Origin of the sequence: Pantoea sp. BR_17 (assembly GCF_041955125.1) — a bacterium.
Classification (GTDB): Bacteria; Pseudomonadota; Gammaproteobacteria; order Enterobacterales; family Enterobacteriaceae; genus Pantoea; species Pantoea stewartii.
In genome coordinates, this window is sequence record NZ_JAVAXT010000012.1 from 70,986 (window position 1) to 90,649 (window position 19,664).

Annotated in this window: 15 protein-coding genes; 7 read left to right on the forward strand and 8 right to left on the reverse strand. The window is 55.5% G+C overall.

What is annotated here, in order from left to right; genetic code table 11:
• Positions 1 to 256: 256 nt before the first annotated feature.
• Both RAC60_RS17595 and RAC60_RS17600 read left to right on the forward strand, forming a co-directional pair.
• Positions 257 to 799, forward strand: coding sequence for a glycine zipper 2TM domain-containing protein (locus RAC60_RS17595; protein ID WP_033737545.1), 543 nt, complete (start codon positions 257 to 259; stop codon positions 797 to 799).
• Positions 800 to 1,224: 425 nt separating this feature from the next.
• Entirely contained in the window at positions 1,225 to 2,529 is a 1,305-nt protein-coding gene (locus RAC60_RS17600; RefSeq protein WP_058708492.1) for an MFS transporter, read from the forward strand.
• A 139-nt stretch (positions 2,530 to 2,668) separates the two neighbouring features.
• On the opposite strand, the gene mfd is transcribed toward RAC60_RS17600, so the two are convergent.
• Entirely contained in the window at positions 2,669 to 6,118 is a 3,450-nt protein-coding gene (gene mfd, locus RAC60_RS17605; protein WP_058701382.1) for a transcription-repair coupling factor, read from the reverse strand.
• A gap of 408 nt (positions 6,119 to 6,526) precedes the next feature.
• Here mfd and lolC point away from each other — a divergent pair, with 408 nt between their 5' ends.
• From lolC to pepT, 5 genes are all read left to right on the forward strand, one after another.
• Positions 6,527 to 7,726: a lipoprotein-releasing ABC transporter permease subunit LolC gene (lolC, locus tag RAC60_RS17610; RefSeq protein WP_033737765.1), complete on the forward strand. Its 1,200-nt coding sequence runs from the start codon at positions 6,527 to 6,529 to the stop codon at positions 7,724 to 7,726.
• The gene (lolD, locus tag RAC60_RS17615) at positions 7,719 to 8,423 is read left to right on the forward strand and encodes a lipoprotein-releasing ABC transporter ATP-binding protein LolD (protein WP_033737542.1); all 705 of its coding nucleotides are present in this window, start codon (positions 7,719 to 7,721) and stop codon (positions 8,421 to 8,423) included. The genes lolC and lolD overlap by 8 nt, the downstream gene beginning before the upstream one ends.
• Entirely contained in the window at positions 8,423 to 9,667 is a 1,245-nt protein-coding gene (gene lolE, locus RAC60_RS17620; RefSeq protein WP_033737541.1) for a lipoprotein-releasing ABC transporter permease subunit LolE, read from the forward strand. Before lolD ends, lolE begins: the two co-directional genes overlap by 1 nt.
• 121 nt (positions 9,668 to 9,788) lie before the next feature.
• Positions 9,789 to 10,622 (forward strand): Sir2 family NAD+-dependent deacetylase, encoded by an 834-nt coding sequence (gene cobB, locus RAC60_RS17625; RefSeq protein ID WP_033737540.1) that lies wholly within the window; start codon positions 9,789 to 9,791, stop codon positions 10,620 to 10,622.
• Between the two features lie 582 nt (positions 10,623 to 11,204).
• Positions 11,205 to 12,434, forward strand: a complete 1,230-nt coding sequence (gene pepT, locus RAC60_RS17630) for a peptidase T (RefSeq protein ID WP_039341051.1) — start codon at positions 11,205 to 11,207, stop codon at positions 12,432 to 12,434.
• A 71-nt stretch (positions 12,435 to 12,505) separates the two neighbouring features.
• Here pepT and RAC60_RS17635 read toward each other — a convergent pair whose 3' ends face one another.
• The 7 genes from RAC60_RS17635 to RAC60_RS17665 all read right to left on the reverse strand — a co-directional run bounded on the left by RAC60_RS17635 (position 12,506) and on the right by RAC60_RS17665 (position 19,650).
• Complete coding sequence (locus RAC60_RS17635; protein WP_006118859.1) at positions 12,506 to 13,630, reverse strand: cupin domain-containing protein; 1,125 nt, start codon at positions 13,628 to 13,630, stop codon at positions 12,506 to 12,508.
• Between the two features lie 57 nt (positions 13,631 to 13,687).
• Complete coding sequence (gene phoQ, locus RAC60_RS17640; RefSeq protein WP_033737764.1) at positions 13,688 to 15,157, reverse strand: two-component system sensor histidine kinase PhoQ; 1,470 nt, start codon at positions 15,155 to 15,157, stop codon at positions 13,688 to 13,690.
• A 2-nt stretch (positions 15,158 to 15,159) separates the two neighbouring features.
• Positions 15,160 to 15,828 carry a two-component system response regulator PhoP gene (phoP, locus tag RAC60_RS17645; RefSeq protein WP_033737538.1) on the reverse strand — a complete coding sequence of 223 codons (669 nt, stop codon included), beginning with the start codon at positions 15,826 to 15,828 and terminating at the stop codon, positions 15,160 to 15,162.
• A 106-nt stretch (positions 15,829 to 15,934) separates the two neighbouring features.
• Entirely contained in the window at positions 15,935 to 17,305 is a 1,371-nt protein-coding gene (gene purB, locus RAC60_RS17650) for an adenylosuccinate lyase (RefSeq protein WP_324028630.1), read from the reverse strand.
• Between the two features lie 43 nt (positions 17,306 to 17,348).
• Entirely contained in the window at positions 17,349 to 17,990 is a 642-nt protein-coding gene (hflD, locus tag RAC60_RS17655) for a high frequency lysogenization protein HflD (RefSeq protein ID WP_205956313.1), read from the reverse strand.
• A gap of 34 nt (positions 17,991 to 18,024) precedes the next feature.
• Entirely contained in the window at positions 18,025 to 19,137 is a 1,113-nt protein-coding gene (gene mnmA / locus RAC60_RS17660) for a tRNA 2-thiouridine(34) synthase MnmA (RefSeq protein WP_039341044.1), read from the reverse strand.
• A gap of 39 nt (positions 19,138 to 19,176) precedes the next feature.
• Complete coding sequence (locus tag RAC60_RS17665; RefSeq protein ID WP_033737534.1) at positions 19,177 to 19,650, reverse strand: NUDIX domain-containing protein; 474 nt, start codon at positions 19,648 to 19,650, stop codon at positions 19,177 to 19,179.
• Between the last annotated feature and the right edge of the window lie 14 nt (positions 19,651 to 19,664).

Consider the following 19,664-nt stretch of genomic DNA (forward strand, 5'->3'; position numbering starts at 1 on the left):
TGACTTCGCCACCGGTGCTGTTCCGGTGGCGAAACCCGCGCACGATTTTACGCTGTCATTCCTGTTCAGAACTCTCCGAAAACGTGGTAGTACCACTGTTGGCGCGATTTTCTTCCCAAATTCCGATATTGCAAAAGCTTTACATCTGTAAAACTTATCTCAACCAAACGGCGAGTCGCGCACGCCGGTTCTGCCAGTGCTGTGAGGGATATCCAGCGGCAGGAATGCGCGGTAACACTTTCAGGAGGAACTTCCTGTGAATAAATCAATGTTAGCGGGTATCGGTATTGGCGTGGCAGCGGCACTGGGTGTTGCCGCCGTAGCAAGCATTAACGTGTTTGACCGCGGTCCTCAATACGCACAGGTGCTGTCAGCAACACCAATAAAAGAATCTATCAAACAACCGCGTCAGGAATGTCGTAACGTGACGCTGACGCATCGTCGTCCGGTTCAGGATGAAAACCGTATCGCCGGTTCAGTACTGGGTGCGGTAGCGGGCGGTGTGCTGGGTCATCAGTTTGGCGGCGGTCGCGGACGCGATGTCGCAACGGTAGCCGGTGCGCTGGCAGGTGGTTATGCCGGTAACCAGGTTCAGGGCGGCCTGCAGGATCGTGATACCTACACGACGTCTGAACAGCGTTGCAGAACCGTATACGACAAACAAGAAAAGATGCTGGGTTATGACGTAACCTACAAGATCGGCGACCAGCAGGGTAAAATCCGTATGGAAAACGATCCGGGTACGCGTATTCCGGTTGACCGTAACGGACAATTGATCCTGAACGGCGACAAGGCTTAAGGGCAAAGCTTGCCGCATTGCGGTCACACAGCACACATAACAAAAATGATAAGCGCATCTCCGGATGCGCTTTTTTTTGCTTATCCGAACGCTAAAGTGCGCAACCGAACGATAGCCTCTTCCAGGCTGCTCGCCGTGCGTGGCTGACCTTATGCATCAGATCCCCGCTGCCCGGTAAATATGGCTGCGTTAAAGCGGCGGCGTCAGGCTGACATTTTCATTCACGCGATTCACAGACAGTCACGTCAGGACAGTTTTTGTAACACATTACTTGCTGGATTTTTACATATTTAGAACAAAGTGCACAGTCAGGGAAAGAGCATTACGCTTAATTACTCTTTCTTATCAAATGCATTGAGAAAGCAGGCTAACCGTTGATAACAAAACCGGTTTGCTTCGGTGCAAAAGTAAAAGGGAACAGTTCAATGCGTGATAACACCTCAGTCGAGCACAGCACGGTGCGCAAGATGGCATGGCGGCTGATGCCGCTGTTTACGGTAGGCTATTTTCTGGCGTCCCTGGACCGCGTCAACGTCGGCTTTGCGGCATTACAAATGAATGGCGACATCGGCTTATCCGCTGCCGCATACGGCCTGGGTGCAGGGCTGTTTTTCTTTGCCTACTGCCTTTTCGCCGTGCCCTGCAATATGGTAATGACAAAAGTGGGCGCAACCCGCTGGCTGTCTGCCGTCATGATTGCATGGGGATTGCTGGCGGCGGGCATGTCAATGGCGCAGGGCCCGGTATCTTTTTATCTTCTCCGGTTTTTACTGGGGATCGCGGAAGCCGGCTTTTTCCCGGGCGTCATTTATTACTTTACGCTTTGTTTTCCCAAACGTTATCGCGGACAAATGGTGGCCATCCTGATGATGGCACTTCCGGTGTCCAGCGTGCTGGGTTCACCACTGTCCGCCGCACTGCTTAATTTCGATGGCCTGATGAACCTGCGTGGCTGGCATTGGTTATTTATCCTTGAAGGTGCGCCGGCTGTCGCGCTGGGCTTCCTGACTTTTCTGATGTTGCCGAGGCAGCCTCTGGAGGCTAAATGGCTGAGCCCGCAGGAAAGCAGCTGGTTACGTCATACGATGGCGGAAGAGCAGAAAAGTACCGCCCCGACAACCCCGCGCGTCAGCCTGTTCGCCACGTTGTTCAGTCCGCGCGTGCTGCTGCTGACGCTTATTTATCTGGGCGGAACCGCCGTTACCAATGGTCTGGCATTATGGCAACCTCAAATCATTAAAACCTTTAACCTGAGCGTTATTCAGATTGGCTTAGTCAATGCCATTCCGTTCGCGGTGGCGAGCCTGGCGATGTATCTGTGGGGACGTCACTCTGACCAGACAGGCGAGCGTCGTCTGCACACCGCTTTTCCGTTATTGCTGGGAGCGACCGGTCTTGCGGCCAGCATGTATGTTACCCATCTCTGGCCGATGCTGATGGTGCTTTGCCTGACCATTACCGCAGCGTCGATGATTAAGGGCCCGTTCTGGGCGATGGCAACCGAGATGATTCCCGCCAGCGCGGCGGCTGTGGTCATCGGGCAAATCAATGCCCTTAATAATCTGGGCGTGTTTGTGGGTACCTGGCTAATTGGCTTAATTCGCACCAGCACGGGGAGTTTTACCTACGCGCTGACGCCCCTGATGCTGGTCACGTCCTGTGCCTGCCTTGGCGCGCTGTTGATTGGCCGACGTCAGTCACCGCGTGATCCGCATAAAAAGCCTGTCTGACACCACGGCATGAATACACGCTCCTGATGAAAAGCGTGGCGGCGGAAACAGGCGCATGATACGCACTTCTCAGCCAACCATAAAAAAAGCCGCCGTAAGGCGGCTTGTCAGCTGCATGAATGCAAAACGATGAGCGAGTTTAAGACGCGACCTGATTTTCCAGTAACTGGTTCATAAATGACTGCACCCAGTCCATGCGCACCTTTCGTTCCGTCAGCTCACGGGTAAAGCGTAACCGTGTCGGACCTTCCAGTTTCCACTGCTTTGCATCTTTCTGCAGCAGACCAATCAGCCAGGCCGGATCGACACTGTTCTGCGGAGCAAAATCAAAATAACCGCCTTTGTCGCTGGCTTCAATTTTGCGCACGCCCACCGCTCGCGCTTTCATGCGCAGCACGGCGATGTCCAGCAGATTACGCGCCGGATCGGGTAACAGACCGAAGCGATCGATCATTTCCACCTTCAGCTCCTGCAACTCCTCTTCCGTTTCGGCACTGGCTACGCGTTTATACAGCGATAAACGGGTATTCACGTCCGGAATAAAGTCTTCCGGCAGCAGGGCAGGCATGCGCAGTTCTACTTCGGTCTGATTACTGGTGAGATCTTCCAGCGAAGGCTCGCGACCGGCTTTCAATGCATCGACCGCATTTTCCAGCAGTTCCATGTACAGCGAGAAGCCCAGGGTTTCCATCTGACCACTTTGCTCTTCACCCAGCAGTTCACCGGCACCCCGAATTTCGAGATCGTGCGTAGCCAGCGCAAAGCCTGCCCCCAGATCTTCCAGGGAGGCGATGGCTTCCAGACGTTTTTGCGCGTCGGTCGTCATGGCTTTGGGATGTGGGGTCAGCAGCCAGGCATAAGCCTGATGGTGCGACCGGCCCACGCGACCACGCAACTGATGTAGCTGTGCCAGCCCGAAGTGATCGGCCCGTTCAATAATGATGGTATTCGCCGTCGGAATATCAATGCCGGTTTCGATGATGGTGGTACATACCAGAACATTGAAACGCTGATGATGGAAGTCATTCATCACCCGTTCCAGATCGCGTTCGCGCATCTGTCCGTGACCAATGGCAATGCGCGCTTCCGGCACCAGTTCCGCCAGCCGCTGCGAGGCTTTCTCGATATTTTCGACATCGTTATACAGGTAATAGACCTGACCACCGCGCAAAATTTCACGCAAAATGGCTTCGCGAATCACTAAGTCGTCGTATTCCCGTACAAAGGTTTTTACCGCCAGACGACGCGCGGGTGGCGTGGCGATGATGGACAGGTCGCGCATCCCGCTCATGGCCATATTCAGCGTACGGGGAATCGGCGTGGCGGTCAGCGTAAGGATATCCACATCGGCGCGCATCGCCTTAATGCGCTCTTTATGACGCACGCCAAAGCGGTGTTCTTCATCGACGATCAGTAAGCCCAGATCGTGCCACTTAATGTCGCTCATCAACAGCTTGTGAGTGCCAATCAGCACATCAATTTTGCCTTCGCTGGCCTCCTGCAAAATCTGATTCTGCTCTTTGGCGCTACGGAAGCGTGACAGCATTTCGATGCGCACCGGCCAGTTAGCGAAGCGGTCACGGAAATTATCGTAATGCTGCTGAGCCAGCAGGGTGGTGGGAACCAGCACCGCCACCTGCTTGTTGTTCTCCACCGCCAGGAAGGCCGCGCGCATGGCAACTTCGGTTTTACCAAAGCCCACATCACCGCACACCAGACGATCCATGGCCAGCGGCTGGCACATGTCACTTAACACGGCATTGATGGCCTGGGTTTGATCGGGTGTGGTTTCAAACGGAAAACTTTCGCAGAACAGTTGATACTGCTCACGGTCATGTTTGAAGGCAAACCCGGCCTTGGCGGCACGCTGAGCATAGATATCCAGCAGTTCAGCGGCCACGTCGCGCACTTTCTCCGCCGCTTTCTGCCGCGCGCGCGACCAGGCATCGCTGCCCAGTTTATGCAGCGGTGCATTTTCGTCGGCACCGCCGGCATAACGACTGATAAGATGCAGGGAGGAAACCGGGACGTACAACTTGGCGTCATTGGCATAGGAGAGCATCAAATACTCTGCCTGAATGCCGCCGGCTTCCAGCGTGGTCAGGCCGATGTAGCGTCCGACGCCGTGTTCAAGGTGCACCACAGGCTGGCCTGGATGCAGTTCCGCCAGGTTGCGAATCAGGATGTCCGGATTAATGGTGCGGCGCGTATCCTGGCGGCGGCGGCTGATGCGTTCGCCCAGCAAATCGCTTTCACAGATGAAAGCCAGCTTCCCCTGCGTATCCACAAAGCCACGCTCGCTGGCACCGATCATCAGACCATACTGTGCCTCACGGGCCTCGCGCAGATGACGAATGGGTTTCGGCCGTACTTTAATGCGCGCCAGCAACTCCTGCAGGCTTTCACGGCGGCCTTCGCTTTCCACAGAAAACACCACGTCGCCGGTAAACTGTTCCAGGAACTGACGTAAATGATCCAGCGGCGCTTTCGCCTGCGCCTGAACGGACAGATCGGGCAGGGATTCATAGCCCAGGTTGGTATTGGCGGCCCTGGCCGGCAGCACCTCATGGGTCATACGGATACGCGGCCAGGCTTTGAGTTCCCCCATTAAGGCATCCGGGCGCAGCCACAGCGTGGTCGGCTCCAGCAGCGGGCGCATGGGATCGACACGGCGGTTTTCGTAACGCGCATTCGCATCCTGCCAGAAGCGCTCGGCACTGCCTTCCAGATCGCCACAGTTCACGATCAACGTGTTGTCAGGCAGATAGCTAAACAGCGACGGTAACGGCTGGTCGAAGAACAGCGGTTGCCAGTATTCAATACCGGCCGGCAGGGTGCCTTTGCTCACCTGCTGATAAATATGCTCTGCCTCACGGCGCACATCAAAGTTTTCACGCCAGCGGCTACGGAACAGTTCAATGGCTGTTTTATCGCTGGGAAATTCATGGGCCGGCAGCAAATTAATGGCGGGAACGGCTTCCAGCGTTCGCTGGCTGTCGACATCAAACAGGCGCAGGCTGTCAATCTCGTCATCAAAAAAATCGATACGGTAGGGCTGATCACTGCCCATCGGGAACAGATCGAGCAGGGCGCCGCGTGTGGCGTACTCGCCGTGCTCCATTACCTGATCGACATGGCGATAGCCGGCCTGTTCAAGCTGGTCGCGCAGGCGGTCGCGTGACAGTTTCTGGCCCTGCTGCATCACCAGCGCATGACCGTGCAGGTAGCTGTGAGGGCAAACGCGCTGCATCAGCGTGTTGACCGGCATAATCAGCATGCCGCGTTGCAGCGTGGGTAACTGATACAGGGTGGACAGACGTGCCGAGATAATATCCTGGTGGGGTGAGAAGCTGTCATAAGGCAGCGTTTCCCAGTCCGCAAGGTGGGTAACAGGTAAATCGGTAAACTGACGAATCTCGTCCAGCAGACGCAGAGCGGTTTGCGTATCGGGTGTAATCATTAACACCGGACCTGCATGGCGCTCAGTGATGCTGGCACACTCAACCGCGTGCGCAGCGCCAGTCAGCTGACCGAGCAGGCGTTGGTCGCCTGATTTCACGGGCAGGGTATAGCGAGTCGGTTCGGACATGTGATCTCGAGGTTGCTCCATTTTTACCAGGGCGTCATCATTCCATAATACGCCATGGGGATCACCTCTGCGGCAGATTTTTTCTGCCGCTTCGCCTGAAGCAGGCGATGCAGAAGGGTTGCTGTGTGTAAATCTTTTTTGCGAACAGGGCTCGCAGGAAAGTGAATCGGGTACATCAGAGTCACGGTCATAGCCGTCACCGCTTTACCCGAATAAGTATACCGATGTGGGGCGTGGATGATCGTACGATAAACATCATCTTTGTGGCTTAATCCTGTGCATCAAACCGTCTGCTAACCTATTCTGATACAACTTTGCAGCAGACTCAGAGGGTTAGAGGTTTCATAAAGTGCACAGCTCCTTTATCATCCTCTCTACTTATTTTCCAGCAACTGCACATTGGATACCATGTATCAACCTGTCGCGCTATTTATCGGTCTGCGCTACATGCGCGGAAGAGCAGCGGATCGTTTCGGTCGCTTTGTCTCCTGGCTCTCCACCATTGGTATCACGCTTGGCGTGCTGGCCATGATTACTGTGCTGTCTGTGATGAACGGTTTCGAGCGCGAGCTTGAGGGCAACATCCTGGGCCTGATGCCACAGGCGCTGATCACCAGCAACACGGGCAGCATCAATCCGCAGCAATTCCCTGCCTCTGCACTCAAGCTCAATGGCGTTGACCGCATCGCGCCGCTGACCACCGGTAATGTGGTGCTGCAAAGTGCACACAACGTCTCAGTCGGGGTGATGCTGGGGATCCAGCCGGACGAAAAGGATCCCCTGACGCCTTTTCTCGTTAACACGCCGCAAAGCGTGTTACAGCCCGGTCAGTATAACGTCATCCTGGGCGAACAACTGGCCTCGCAGCTGGGCGTGAAACGGGGTGATCAGATCCGCCTGATGGTGCCGTCCGTCAGCCAGTTCACGCCCATGGGGCGCGTGCCGAGCCAGCGCCTGTTTACCGTGGCGGGCACGTATGCGGCTAACAGCGAAGTTGATGGCTATCAGATTCTGGTTAACCAGCAGGATGCGTCGCGCATTATGCGCTATCCCGCGGGCAATATTACCGGCTGGCGTCTGTGGCTGGATAAGCCGCTTGAGGTTGACAGCGTGAGCCAACAGGCTCTGCCCGCGGGCATGGTCTGGAAAGACTGGCGCGAACGCAAAGGGGATTTATTCCAGGCCGTGCGTATGGAGAAAAACATGATGGGGCTGCTGCTGAGCCTGATCATTGCCGTTGCGGCCTTCAATATCATCACCTCGCTGGGCCTGCTGATCATGGAGAAGCAGGGTGAAGTGGCCATTCTGCAAACCCAGGGATTAACCCGTCGTCAGATTGTCGCCGTTTTTATGGTGCAGGGTGCCAGTGCCGGGATTATTGGCACGTTGCTCGGGGCGCTGCTTGGCGTCCTGTTAGCCAGCCAGCTTAATAATCTGATGCCGGTCATTGGCCTGTTTTTGGACGGTGCCGCGCTGCCTGTGGATATTAATCTGTGGCAGGTGGTGACTATCGCCTTCAGCGCAATGGTGATTGCGCTGCTTTCTACGCTTTACCCTTCATGGCGCGCTGCCGCCGTACAACCCGCTGAGGCTTTACGCTATGAGTAACTCTCCTTTGTTGCAGTGCCGCGACCTGTGCAAACGCTATCAGGAAGGCAGCGTACAGACCGACGTACTGCGCAACGTGAATTTTGATGTGCAACCTGGTGAACTGATGGCGATTGTCGGCAGTTCAGGGTCAGGAAAAAGTACCCTGCTGCACCTGCTGGGCGGCCTGGATACGCCCACTGCGGGCGATGTGGTGTTTGACGGGCGTTCGCTGAACAGCATGTCTTCTTCTGATAAGGCCGAACTGCGTAACCGCGAACTGGGCTTTATCTACCAGTTTCACCACCTGCTGCCCGACTTTAGCGCGCTGGAAAACGTCGCGATGCCGCTGCTGATTGGCAAAACCGCTAAAGGCGAAGCCCAGGCACGCGCGCGGGAAATGCTGGCCGCCGTCGGGCTGGAACACCGCGCCGCCCATCGTCCGTCTGAACTGTCTGGTGGTGAGCGTCAGCGCGTGGCGATTGCCCGTGCGCTGGTGAATCGTCCCCGCCTGGTCATGGCTGATGAGCCCACCGGTAACCTGGATGCCCGCAATGCGGATGCCATTTTTGAACTGCTGGGGGAGCTGAATGTGCGTCAGGGCACGGCGTTTCTGGTGGTCACCCACGATCTGCATCTGGCAAAACGCATGACGCGTCAGATGGAAATGCGCGACGGCCAGCTCAGCGATCAGATTATCCTGGCGGGAGCGGTCTGATGGGATCGTCGCTATCACTGTTACTGGGGCTGCGTTTTAGCCGTGGCCGTCGTCGCGGCGGCATGGTGTCGCTGATCTCGGTGATTTCCACCGTGGGCATTGCACTCGGCGTTGCGGTGCTGATCATTGGCCTGAGCGCCATGAACGGCTTCGAGCGTGAGCTGAATAAACGCATTCTTGCCGTGGTCCCGCACGGTGAAATCGAAGCCGTTAATCAGCCTTTTCAGCGCTGGCAGTCATTGATCGCGCCGATTGAGCAGGTGCCTGGCATCGCGGCTGCCGCGCCCTATGTCAACTTTACCGGCCTGATTGAAAGTGGCGCGAAGATGGAAGCGTTGCAGGTGAAAGGCGTGGATCCGGCACAGGAGCCACGGCTGAGTGCCTTACCTTCTTTTGTCACCGACAATGCCTGGTCATCCTTTGCGGCAGGGAAACAACAAATCATCCTCGGTGGTGGTATCGCAAAGGCGCTCAACGTGAAGCAGGGCGACTGGATCACCATCATGATCCCGAACAACGACGGTGAGAATAAGCTCCTGCAACCCAAACGTATTCGCCTGCAGGTGAGCGGTATTTTGCAGCTGAGCGGAATGCTGGATCACAGCCTGGCTCTGGTGCCGCTGGCGGACGCGCAGCAGTATCTGGATATGGGTGACAGCGTGACCGGCATCGCGCTGAAGATGAACGATCCCTTCCAGGCGGCCAAACTGGTGCGCGCGGCGGGTGAAGTAACGCACGCTTACGTGTATATCAAAAGCTGGATTGGCACCTACGGTTATATGTACCGTGATATCCAGATGATTCGCGCCATCATGTACCTGGCCATGGTGCTGGTGATCGGCGTCGCCTGTTTCAACATTGTGTCGACACTGGTGATGGCCGTTAAAGACAAGAGCAGTGATATCGCCGTTCTGCGGACGCTGGGCGCAAAAGATGGCCTGATTCGGGCAATTTTTATCTGGTACGGCCTGCTGGCAGGCCTGCTGGGCAGCGTGAGCGGCGTGGTGGTCGGTGTACTGGTGGCGCTGAATCTGACATCGCTGATGAAAGGTCTTGAAACGCTGACCGGTCACCATTTGTTAGCCGGCGATATCTACTTCATCGACTTCCTGCCGTCTGAATTGCACTGGCTGGACGTGTTTTCAGTACTGATTACCGCTATTGTGCTAAGCCTGCTGGCAAGTTGGTATCCCGCACGGCGCGCCAGCCGCATCGATCCGGCGCGTGTCCTGAGTGGACAGTAGTCGTACCAGACAGCGCCGTTCATGCTGCGCTGTCGGCCCTGTTCTTTAGATTGTCGGGCCAACTGGCCCAAACTTTGTTGATTGACCTGCGGACGTTTTACTCACCGCACCAGGAGACTTTATGCGTACACCTCGTCGCCGTATACGACTTGCCCGCCTGAAGAAAACACGCAGGAAAGTGCATCAGCGCTTTCGCCAGCGTATTTTCGAACGCGATCGTCAGGCCGAACTGGCGGCGCACCCGTTGCCGCGCATCGTCGTGTTAACGGGGGCAGGGATATCCGCCGAATCCGGTATCAGGACCTTTCGTGCCGCGGACGGATTATGGGAAGAGCATCGGGTTGAAGATGTCGCCACGCCAGAAGGTTTCCGACGCGATCCGGCGCTGGTGCAGCGCTTTTATAACGCGCGGCGTCAGCAGCTTCAGCAGCCCGAGATCCAGCCCAATGCCGCGCATCTGGCGCTGGCAGAACTGGAACAGGTGCTGGGCGACAACTTTTTCCTTGTCACGCAAAATATCGATAACTTGCACGAGCGCGCGGGCAACAGCCGTGTGCTGCATATGCACGGCGAATTGTTAAAAGTGCGCTGTGCCAGTAGCGGACAGGTGATCGACTGGCAGGAAGACGTCACGGAGAACGACCGGTGTACCTGCTGTCAGTTTCCCTCTGTCCTGCGCCCCCATGTCGTCTGGTTTGGCGAAATGCCGCTGGGTATGGAAGACATCTACCAGGCGCTGGAACAGGCCGATCTGTTTATCGCCATCGGCACCTCAGGCCACGTGTATCCCGCGGCGGGCTTTGTTCATGAGGCAAAGCTGCAAGGCGCGCATACGGTGGAACTGAATCTGGAGCCCAGCCAGGTGGGCAATGAGTTTGCCGAAAGTCACTACGGGCTCGCAAGTGAAGTGGTTCCCGCCTTCGTACATAAGCTGTTGCACGGGCTGCACAAATAATCTTGTGTGTGATGCCACCGCACACCTGAAAGAAAACACTTTCAGCAGTAAGACGGTCGCGCCACACGCCGGCCTCAGGGTTTACGGCAGCCCAGCGGCGGCAGGGAGTCAGGCCGCCTGTTGATGCACGGGTTAACGGCCTGCGTGCGGTTTCCGAACGGCATGCGGCTGTTGCCTGCCTCCTCTCATCCTCAGTCGCGTTAAACTCCGCCGCCGTATGATTAAGCGCAGCCGGATGCTTCCTGGGGCGCATCACATCGGCATCACAAAGGTTACAGGTGCCCGAAACGGCTGTGCGTGTTTGCCTTATTAATATTTCTGTCTGCTGACACAAGAGCCTGTCAGCAAAGAAAAGGGCCGCGATAGCGGAAAAAAACGCGCCCCGGTTTTGACTCTGAATCTGGCTGATGCAGGGCAGGGTTGCGTTAACCGCCGCAAAAACCAGCGATTGCCCGTTTTTTTATGCTGTCTGGCGTGCGGAATATGCCCCGGCAGCCTTAACCTGAACGATAATGATTTGACGCAACACGATGTCTTGCCGGTTTATCAATAATGACCGGCGGTAAATTTTAAGGATGGCATATGAAGCAACTATTAGAACGCTTTTTGCGTTATGTGGCAGTAGAGACGCAGGCAAAACCGCAGGCACGTCAGGTGCCCAGCAGCGAAGGTCAGTGGGTACTGGCCCGCCAGTTGCAGGAAGAACTGCTGGCCCTGGGTTTTGTGGATGTCAGCCTGAGCGATCACTGTTGTGTGATGGGCACACTACCGGCCAATGTGGACTGGCCAACGCCGGTGGTGGGCTTTATTTCGCATATGGATACCTCACCGGATTTCACCGCGAAACATGTTAATCCGCAAATCATCGAAAACTACCGGGGCGGCGATATCGCGTTGGGCAATGGTGATGAAGTGCTGTCACCGGTCATGTTCCCCGTGTTGCATAAGCTTATCGGTCACACCCTGATCACCACCGATGGCAAAACCCTGCTGGGCGCGGATGATAAAGCGGGCATTGCCGAGATCATGACGGCCATGGCCAGACTGGCGGAAGGCGATATTCCGCACGGTGCCATTCGCGTTGCCTTTACCCCAGACGAAGAGATTGGGCGGGGCACGTCGCATTTCGATGTTGAAGGCTTTGCGGCTGACTGGGCCTATACCGTCGACGGCAGCGATCTGGGCGAATTTGAATACGAAAACTTCAATGCGGCCTCGGCGCTGGTGAAAGTCGTGGGCAACAATGTTCATCCCGGGTCTGCGAAAAATGTCATGGTCAATGCGCTGGAGCTGGCGACGCGTTTCAGTGCAGCGTTGCCTGCGAAAGAGAAGCCGGAATGGACAGACGGTTATGAGGGCTTCTTTCATCTGCACCAGATGAAAGGCACGGTTGAGCACGCTGAGCTGCACTACATCATTCGTGATTTTGATACCGAGGCGTTTGAACAACGCAAACGCACACTGCAGCAAATTGCGGATGAGATCAATAAAGACCTGCATCCCGGCTGTGGTATTACGGTAGAGATCAGCAACAGCTACCGCAATATGCGCGAAAAAGTCGAACCTTTCCCGCACATTATCGATCTGGCCTTGCAGGCGATGCGCGACTGCGGCATCGAGCCGGTGGTGAAACCGATTCGCGGCGGTACGGACGGTTCGTCCCTGTCATGGAAAGGATTGCCCTGTCCAAACCTGTTTACCGGGGGCTATAACTACCACGGCAAGCACGAGTTTGCCTCGCTGAACATCATGGCGCAGTCTGTCGACGTCATCGTTCGCCTGGCAGAACTGGCCGGTCAGAAGAAAGGTTAAAACAACGTCTCCTCGTCCGGGCAGGGCGAGGAGACGGCGTAAACGGATGGGAACACCACTTCTCCAGCGGTTTATTCAGCGCCGAAATACCAGTAACCCGCGTTAATCAGCCCGGCAATCTGCGCCAGCACGGCCGGATCGTCAAGAGCCTCCCCCAGATCATCCAGGGTAATTTCATCGCGATGTGCCAGCACTGACATCACGCGCGGATCGGCGCATTCGACGCGCTCGCCGTTGATATAAATCGCATCGCCCAGCGTCAGGACGCGTAATCCACCCAGACGGGACAATACATCGCCCTGTTGCAGCGCATCATAGATTTCATCGGGCTGATAAGGCGGTTCCGGTGGCGCAACGTCAAGTTCGTGGCGTGATTGTGAAATAAATTCGCCCAGCCACTGCTCAAAATGCGCAGGCTGATTCACCACATCCAGCATCACCTTGCGTAAGCCTTCCACTTCTTCAGGCAAAATCAGCGACGGGCAGTCGCGCGAAGGCACATCGGGATCGGTATAACGCAGGCTGCCCAGCTCGTTGGCCAGCGCATAATCGGCGAAGCCGCTGATGAGTTCACGTCCGCTGGGCGCGCGGAACCCTACAGAGTAGTTCAGCGCATTTTCGAGGGAGTAGCCTTCATGCGGGAAACCCGGCGGAATATAGAGAATATCGCCCGGTTCCATTTCTTCATCGATAATGGCGTCAAACGGCTCGACCTGCAGCAGGTCAGGATGCGGGCAGTGCTGTTTCATCGGCACTTTTTCGCCGACGCGCCAGCGGCGGCGGCCGGTGCCCTGAATAATAAACACATCGTACTGATCGAAATGCGGACCCACGCCGCCGCCGGGCACGGAGAACGAGATCATCAGATCGTCAATGCGCCAGTCCGGCAGAAAGCGGAAAGGGCGCATCAGTGCGGCAGAGGGCTCATGCCAGTGATTGACCGCCTGAACCAGCAGTGACCAGTTGTTTTCGCCCAGGTGATCGTAGCTTTCAAATGGACCATGGCTGACCTGCCACTTTCCGTTTGGCTGGCTGACCAGCCGACTGTCGACCTCATTTTCCATGGCTAAGCCCGCCAGTTCATCCGGCGAAATGGGATCGATAAAATTTTTAAAGCCACGCTTCAGCACTACCGGGCGCTTTTGCCAGTAACGCTGAATAAAATCGGGCCAGTTGAGATCGAGCTGATAATCCATAAAGAAAGTCCGCTAAGGGCTGAAAATACCTGCAAGTATAACAGCCCGCAGCCTGAACTACTCGCGGCGATGTTCCATTTCCTGACGCTGAAATACGACTTCCATGCGCGCACCGCCTAACGGGCTGCTGGAGGCGATGACATTACCGGCGTACTGCTCAAGGATATCTCGCACCACGGCCAGCCCGAGCCCCTGGCCTGGTCGCATGGTGTCGACGCGCTGTCCCCGCACGAAAATCAGGTCGCGCTTACTTTCCGGAATGCCCGGACCGTCATCATCAATATAGATGTGCAGCGCATCTTCGGTCTGATGAGCACTGACCTCAATAAATTCCAGACAGTATTTGCAGGCGTTATCCAGCACATTGCCCATCACTTCCATAAAGTCGTTCTGATCGCCAAAGAAGGTGATTTCCGGGGAAATATCCAGGGTAATTTCCACCCCTTTACGCTGATACACTTTATTCAGTGCCGAGCACAGGCTGTCCAGTAAACCCGATACCGAATGCAGATCACGCTGCAGGGGATTATGATCGGCCTGCATGCTGGCACGGTGCAGGTAATAACCGACCTGCTGAGAAATGCGGCTGATCTGCTCCAGCATCACCGGCTCGGCCTGTTCGATGGTTAACTCTTTTCCGCCGCGCAGCGAACGCAGGGTACTTTGCAGGACCGCCAGCGGTGTTTTCAGGCTGTGGGTCAGGTCGGCCAGCGTCGTGCGGTAACGCGTGTAACGTTGACGCTCGTTGGTCAGCAACAGATTGAGGTTACGCACCAGCGAACGCAGCTCCTGCGGGGGCTTATCGTCCAGATTTTCACGCTGTCCGGTTTCCAGTTCGCGTACCTGAAGCGTCAGATGCCCAATCGGCCGTAAACTCCAGTGCGCCGCCAGCCAGAGCAGCGGGACAATTAAAATCAGGTTAGCGGCCAGAACATAGCTGAACCATGACCAGACCACATCGGAATGCTGTAGCTCTTGTGGAATGGTATCGACCACCACAATGGTCAGGGCGGGCAGGTTGGTGGTGGCATCGTAGCGGTTGACGGCAACCGAATGGGTAAACGTATCCTGATCGTCATCGTCGTTATCATCCCACGCATGAAGCTGCTGCTGTGCCGTCAGATTGTCGCCCATGGCGGCCCGGCTGGTGCTGTTGTTGGTATCAATCTCGTAGAAATCAGGTTTTAACAGCCATTCGGGTTGAATCTTCTCACGAATTTCCGGCACATCACGCTGCTGCCAGAGCAGCTTGCCGTGTTCATCATAAATAAATACCAGGGTGGGGAAATTAAGCATGGTGCGCTCGGGCTGCGCAATTGTCAGCTTATTATCTTTCCACTGTGCCAGGGTAAAAAATAAATTGCTCTCGCCTCGCATCACACGATAGGTGTTTTTATCAAAACTCACCACATAGCCAATCACGGCGACCATGCCATAAGAAAGCGAGAGAATGAGAACGATGGCTGCGGAGGCCAGTAAAAAGCGTGTCCGCAGCGAAATAGGGCGATAACGTTTAAGCCAGGACATCATCAGAGATCAAAGCGGTAACCCTGGCCGCGAACGGTAGCGATAACTTCGTCAGAATGCAGCGCGAGGATTTTTTTGCGCAGGCGGCCCATTAATACATCGATCGTGTGGCTTTCACGCAATTCGGCATCGGGATACAGCTGCAACATTAATGAATCTTTACTCACCACTTTGCCCGCATTACGAATTAAGGTTTCCACGATGGTATATTCAAAGGCGGTCAGCTTAACCGGGCTTTCATTCACCGTCAGTTCGCGACGCGATAAATCGACCTGAAACGGCGGCATGGCAATAATTTGCGACGCATGACCACTGTTGCGGCGCATTAATGCCTGGAGGCGTGCGGCAACTTCTTCAATATGAAACGGTTTTGTGACGTAATCATCCGCACCGGCTTCCAGCGCTTCGACTTTCGCCTGCCAGCCTTCACGGGCGGTCAGCACCAGAATAGGCTGACGCACGGCATCATTGCGCCAGCGACGAATTAACGACATGCCGTCTTCACCGGGTAAGCCCAGATCGACCAACGCGATATCAGGTAAATGTTCCTGGAGAAAATAATCGGCTTCTTTGGCATCTTCAGCAGCATCAACCTGATGACCCATTTCTCGCAGTTGTACTGAAAGATGGTGGCGCAGCAGGGCATTATCTTCCACAACCAGAACACGCATAGGATTTCCTTAGCATCAGATCGAAACGAATTTAAATAAGTATAAGCGAAATGAATTAAACAGCAGGTTAACGCAGACCGGCGGGAACCGGTCTGCAGAAGGGATATTATTTCAGATCATCAACCATTTGAATCGCACGGCCAAGATAATTTGCCGGGGTCATCTGTTTTAAACGGGTTTTTTCTTCTTCAGGCAGCGCCAGGCTGTCGATAAAGGCCTGCATACCTGCGGCGTCAACACGTTTACCGCGGGTTAGCTCTTTCAGCTTCTCGTACGGTTTTTCGATGCCGTAACGGCGCATCACGGTCTGAATCGGCTCGGCCAGCACTTCCCAGTTGTGATCCAGTTCATCCAGCAGGCGCTCGCGGTTCACTTCCAGTTTTGAAATACCTTTTAAGGTGGCCTGATAGGCGATCAGCGCATAGCCTACGCCGACACCCAGGTTACGCAGCACGGTAGAATCGGTCAGATCACGCTGCCAGCGGGAAACCGGCAGTTTGCTGGCCAGATGCTGCATGACCGCGTTGGCCAGGCCCAGATTGCCTTCCGAGTTTTCAAAATCGATAGGGTTTACTTTATGCGGCATGGTCGACGAGCCGATTTCGCCCGCAACGGTTTTCTGTTTGAAGTGGTTGAGTGCCACATAGCCCCAGATATCGCGATCAAAGTCGATCAGGATGGTGTTAAAGCGGGCGATACAGTCAAACAGCTCGGCAATGTAGTCGTGCGGCTCGATTTGCGTCGTATAGGGATTCCAGGTGATGCCCAGCGAGGTAACAAACTCTTCACTCAGCTGGTGCCAGTCGGCTTCCGGGTACGCCGCAATGTGCGCGTTGTAGTTGCCCACGGCGCCGTTGATTTTGCCCAGCACTTCAATCTGCGACAGCTGAAGCAGTTGACGTTCCATGCGGTAGGCGACGTTGGCCATCTCTTTACCCATAGTCGATGGCGTAGCGGGCTGGCCGTGCGTGCGAGACAGCAGGGGAATATCACGGTATTCCTGCGCCAGGCCTTTTATGGCGGCGATCAGCTGCTGCCAGTAAGGCAGAATGACATCGCGGCGTGCTGTTTCCAGCATCAACGCATGGGACAGGTTATTAATGTCTTCAGAGGTGCAGGCAAAATGAATAAATTCCGACACTGCATGCAGGGCGGGCACATCCGCCACTTTTTCTTTCAGGAAATACTCAACCGCTTTCACGTCATGGTTGGTGGTGCGCTCAATGGTTTTGATGCGTGCGGCGTCTGCTTCGCTGAAACGGGCGACGATCTCGTCAAGGAAAGCGTTTGCGTCAGCATCAAATGCAGGAACTTCCTTGATCTCTGCGGTCGCAGCCAGTTTTTGTAACCAGCGAACTTCAACCTCAACGCGGAACTTCAGCAAACCAAATTCGCTGAAAATTGCGCGCAGCGGGCTGACTTTATCGCCGTAACGACCATCGACAGGTGAGACGGCGGTCAGAGAGGATAATTCCATCAGTGCAACTCCTGATTCATTTAACGGTGTTTGCCTCACTGACTCAGTAAGTCAGTGGCAGGCGGGATAAAATCGATTTGGCTTCGCGCAGTAAACGCTGGCGCGAAAACATCAGCTGCAGTCGGCCTCCGCCAACCTGTTGCCACAACACGGCGGCACGAATGCCGGCCAGCAGCGTGGCGCGAACTTTACTCTGTAGCAGGGAATTCTGTAGCACTGCCGGCGATCCGGTTACCTGAATACGTGGGCCGAGCGGGCTAATCACATCGACATAAATGCCCGCCATGGCGCTCAGAATAGTGTCGGATTCCAACGTGTAATGCGCCAGCTGACGATCGAGCTGGCTGATACGCTGGGCCAGGGTGTTCATAGCCTGCTTGTTCGCATTGAGCTTGCGCTCCAGTACCATCAGGCTCAACGTGTAACGGGTCAGTTCGGCACCAGCGCCCTGACGTTGCGTGCTGTTCAGCACGGCCATCAGGGTTTCCAGCCCCAGGCGCAGGTTGGCTTCGTTGTTACCAAATACCGCCAGGGTCGAGGGAGGATTCAGGTCCAGTACGCTGCGCAGTGACACCGCCAGCGCCTCCGGCTGACAATGTCCCTGATTGGCTAACTGCTGCACCAGATGGGCCGCCTGGCAAATGCCCGCCAGTGCAAAGGTAATGTCCTGATAGTTTTTTGCCACGGTTACTCCTGTTTACGCGTTATTCCCACCGGTATTATGCGGCAACCCAAGGCAAACGTTCTTCGATGATACCGCCACCCAGGCAGACTTCATCAAGGTAGAACACCGCAGACTGACCCGGCGTGACCGCAGCAACGGGCTCATCAAACCGGACTTCAATTTTATCCTCGCCGTGCGGGATAATTTCGCAGGGGATATCGGTCTGACGGTAGCGGGTTTTCACCGTACAACGCAGCGGTGCGGTTAGCGGCTGACGATCAACCCAGTGTAACTGCTGGGCAATCAGACCCACTGACATCAGTCGGGGATGGTCGCCGCCCTGCGCCACGATCAGGCGGTTGCGCGCCACATCTTTATCAACGACGTACCAGGGATCGTCTTTGCTTTCTTTAAGACCGCCAATGCCCAGCCCTTTACGCTGGCCGAGCGTGTGATACATCAGGCCCTGGTGCTCACCCACAACCTGTCCGTCGACGGTTTCAATTTCACCCGGCTGGGCAGGGAGGTAGCGCGCGAGGAATTCGGTAAACTTGCGTTCACCGATGAAGCAAATGCCGGTGGAGTCTTTTTTCTTCGCCGTCACCAGCTCAAGTTGTTCAGCGATGCGACGCACTTCAGGCTTTTCCAGCTCGCCGACCGGGAACAGGCTCTGCGCGATTTGCTGGTGGCTGAGTGTGTAAAGGAAATAACTCTGGTCTTTGTTACCATCCAGACCGCGCAGCAGGTGGCTGCGGCCATCGATATCCTGACGGCGGACATAGTGCCCGGTGGCGATGAAGTCTGCACCCAGATCCTCTGCGGCAAACTCCAGAAACGCCTTGAATTTGATTTCTTTATTACACAGGATATCGGGATTGGGAGTGCGGCCCGCTTTGTACTCTTCCAGGAAGTGTTCAAAGACATTGTCCCAGTACTCTGCCGCAAAGTTCACTTTGTGCAGTTTAATACCTAACTTGTCGCACACGGCTTGCGCATCCGCCAGATCGTCAGCGGCGGTACAGTATTCCTCGCCATCGTCTTCCTCCCAGTTCTTCATGAACAGGCCTTCAACCTGATAGCCCTGCTGTTGCAGTAACCAGGCGGAAACGGAAGAATCGACGCCGCCGGACATTCCGACGATCACTTTTTTCTGGCAGTTATCAGACATCACAAGCTCGCAAAACAGTAAAACAGGCGGCGCATTCTATCACGCTGAACGCGGGTGCGCACCTTCATGAAACGGCCAGTTGAACGGGCTGATCAGGTCGAGCGGATAGCGTACGCCCTGTTGCCAGCGGCGTACGCTTTCGGCAACCAGGGGCGAACGCAGGTTAGAGGCCGACAGAATCTGCTCTGGCGCGACCCACCAGCAGCAATCAATGTCGCTGTCCTGCGGAGCCGTTGGCTGGATATCGTCCAGATCCACGCCAAACAGAAACCGCACAAAAGGCGTATTATCCGGGGCGATCCACTGGTTTATGCCGATAAAATACTGCATTTCGGCCCGAATGCCGGTCTCTTCAAACAATTCCCGTGATGCGGCTTCATGCAGCGTTTCATCGGCTTCAAGATGACCGGCAGGCTGATTCCAGGTGGCGATGCCGTTGACGCGTTCTTCAACGACCAGTAATGCACCCCGAGCCTGAACCAGGCACGCGACGGTGACATGCGGTTTAAACATCGATCCTCCTGAAT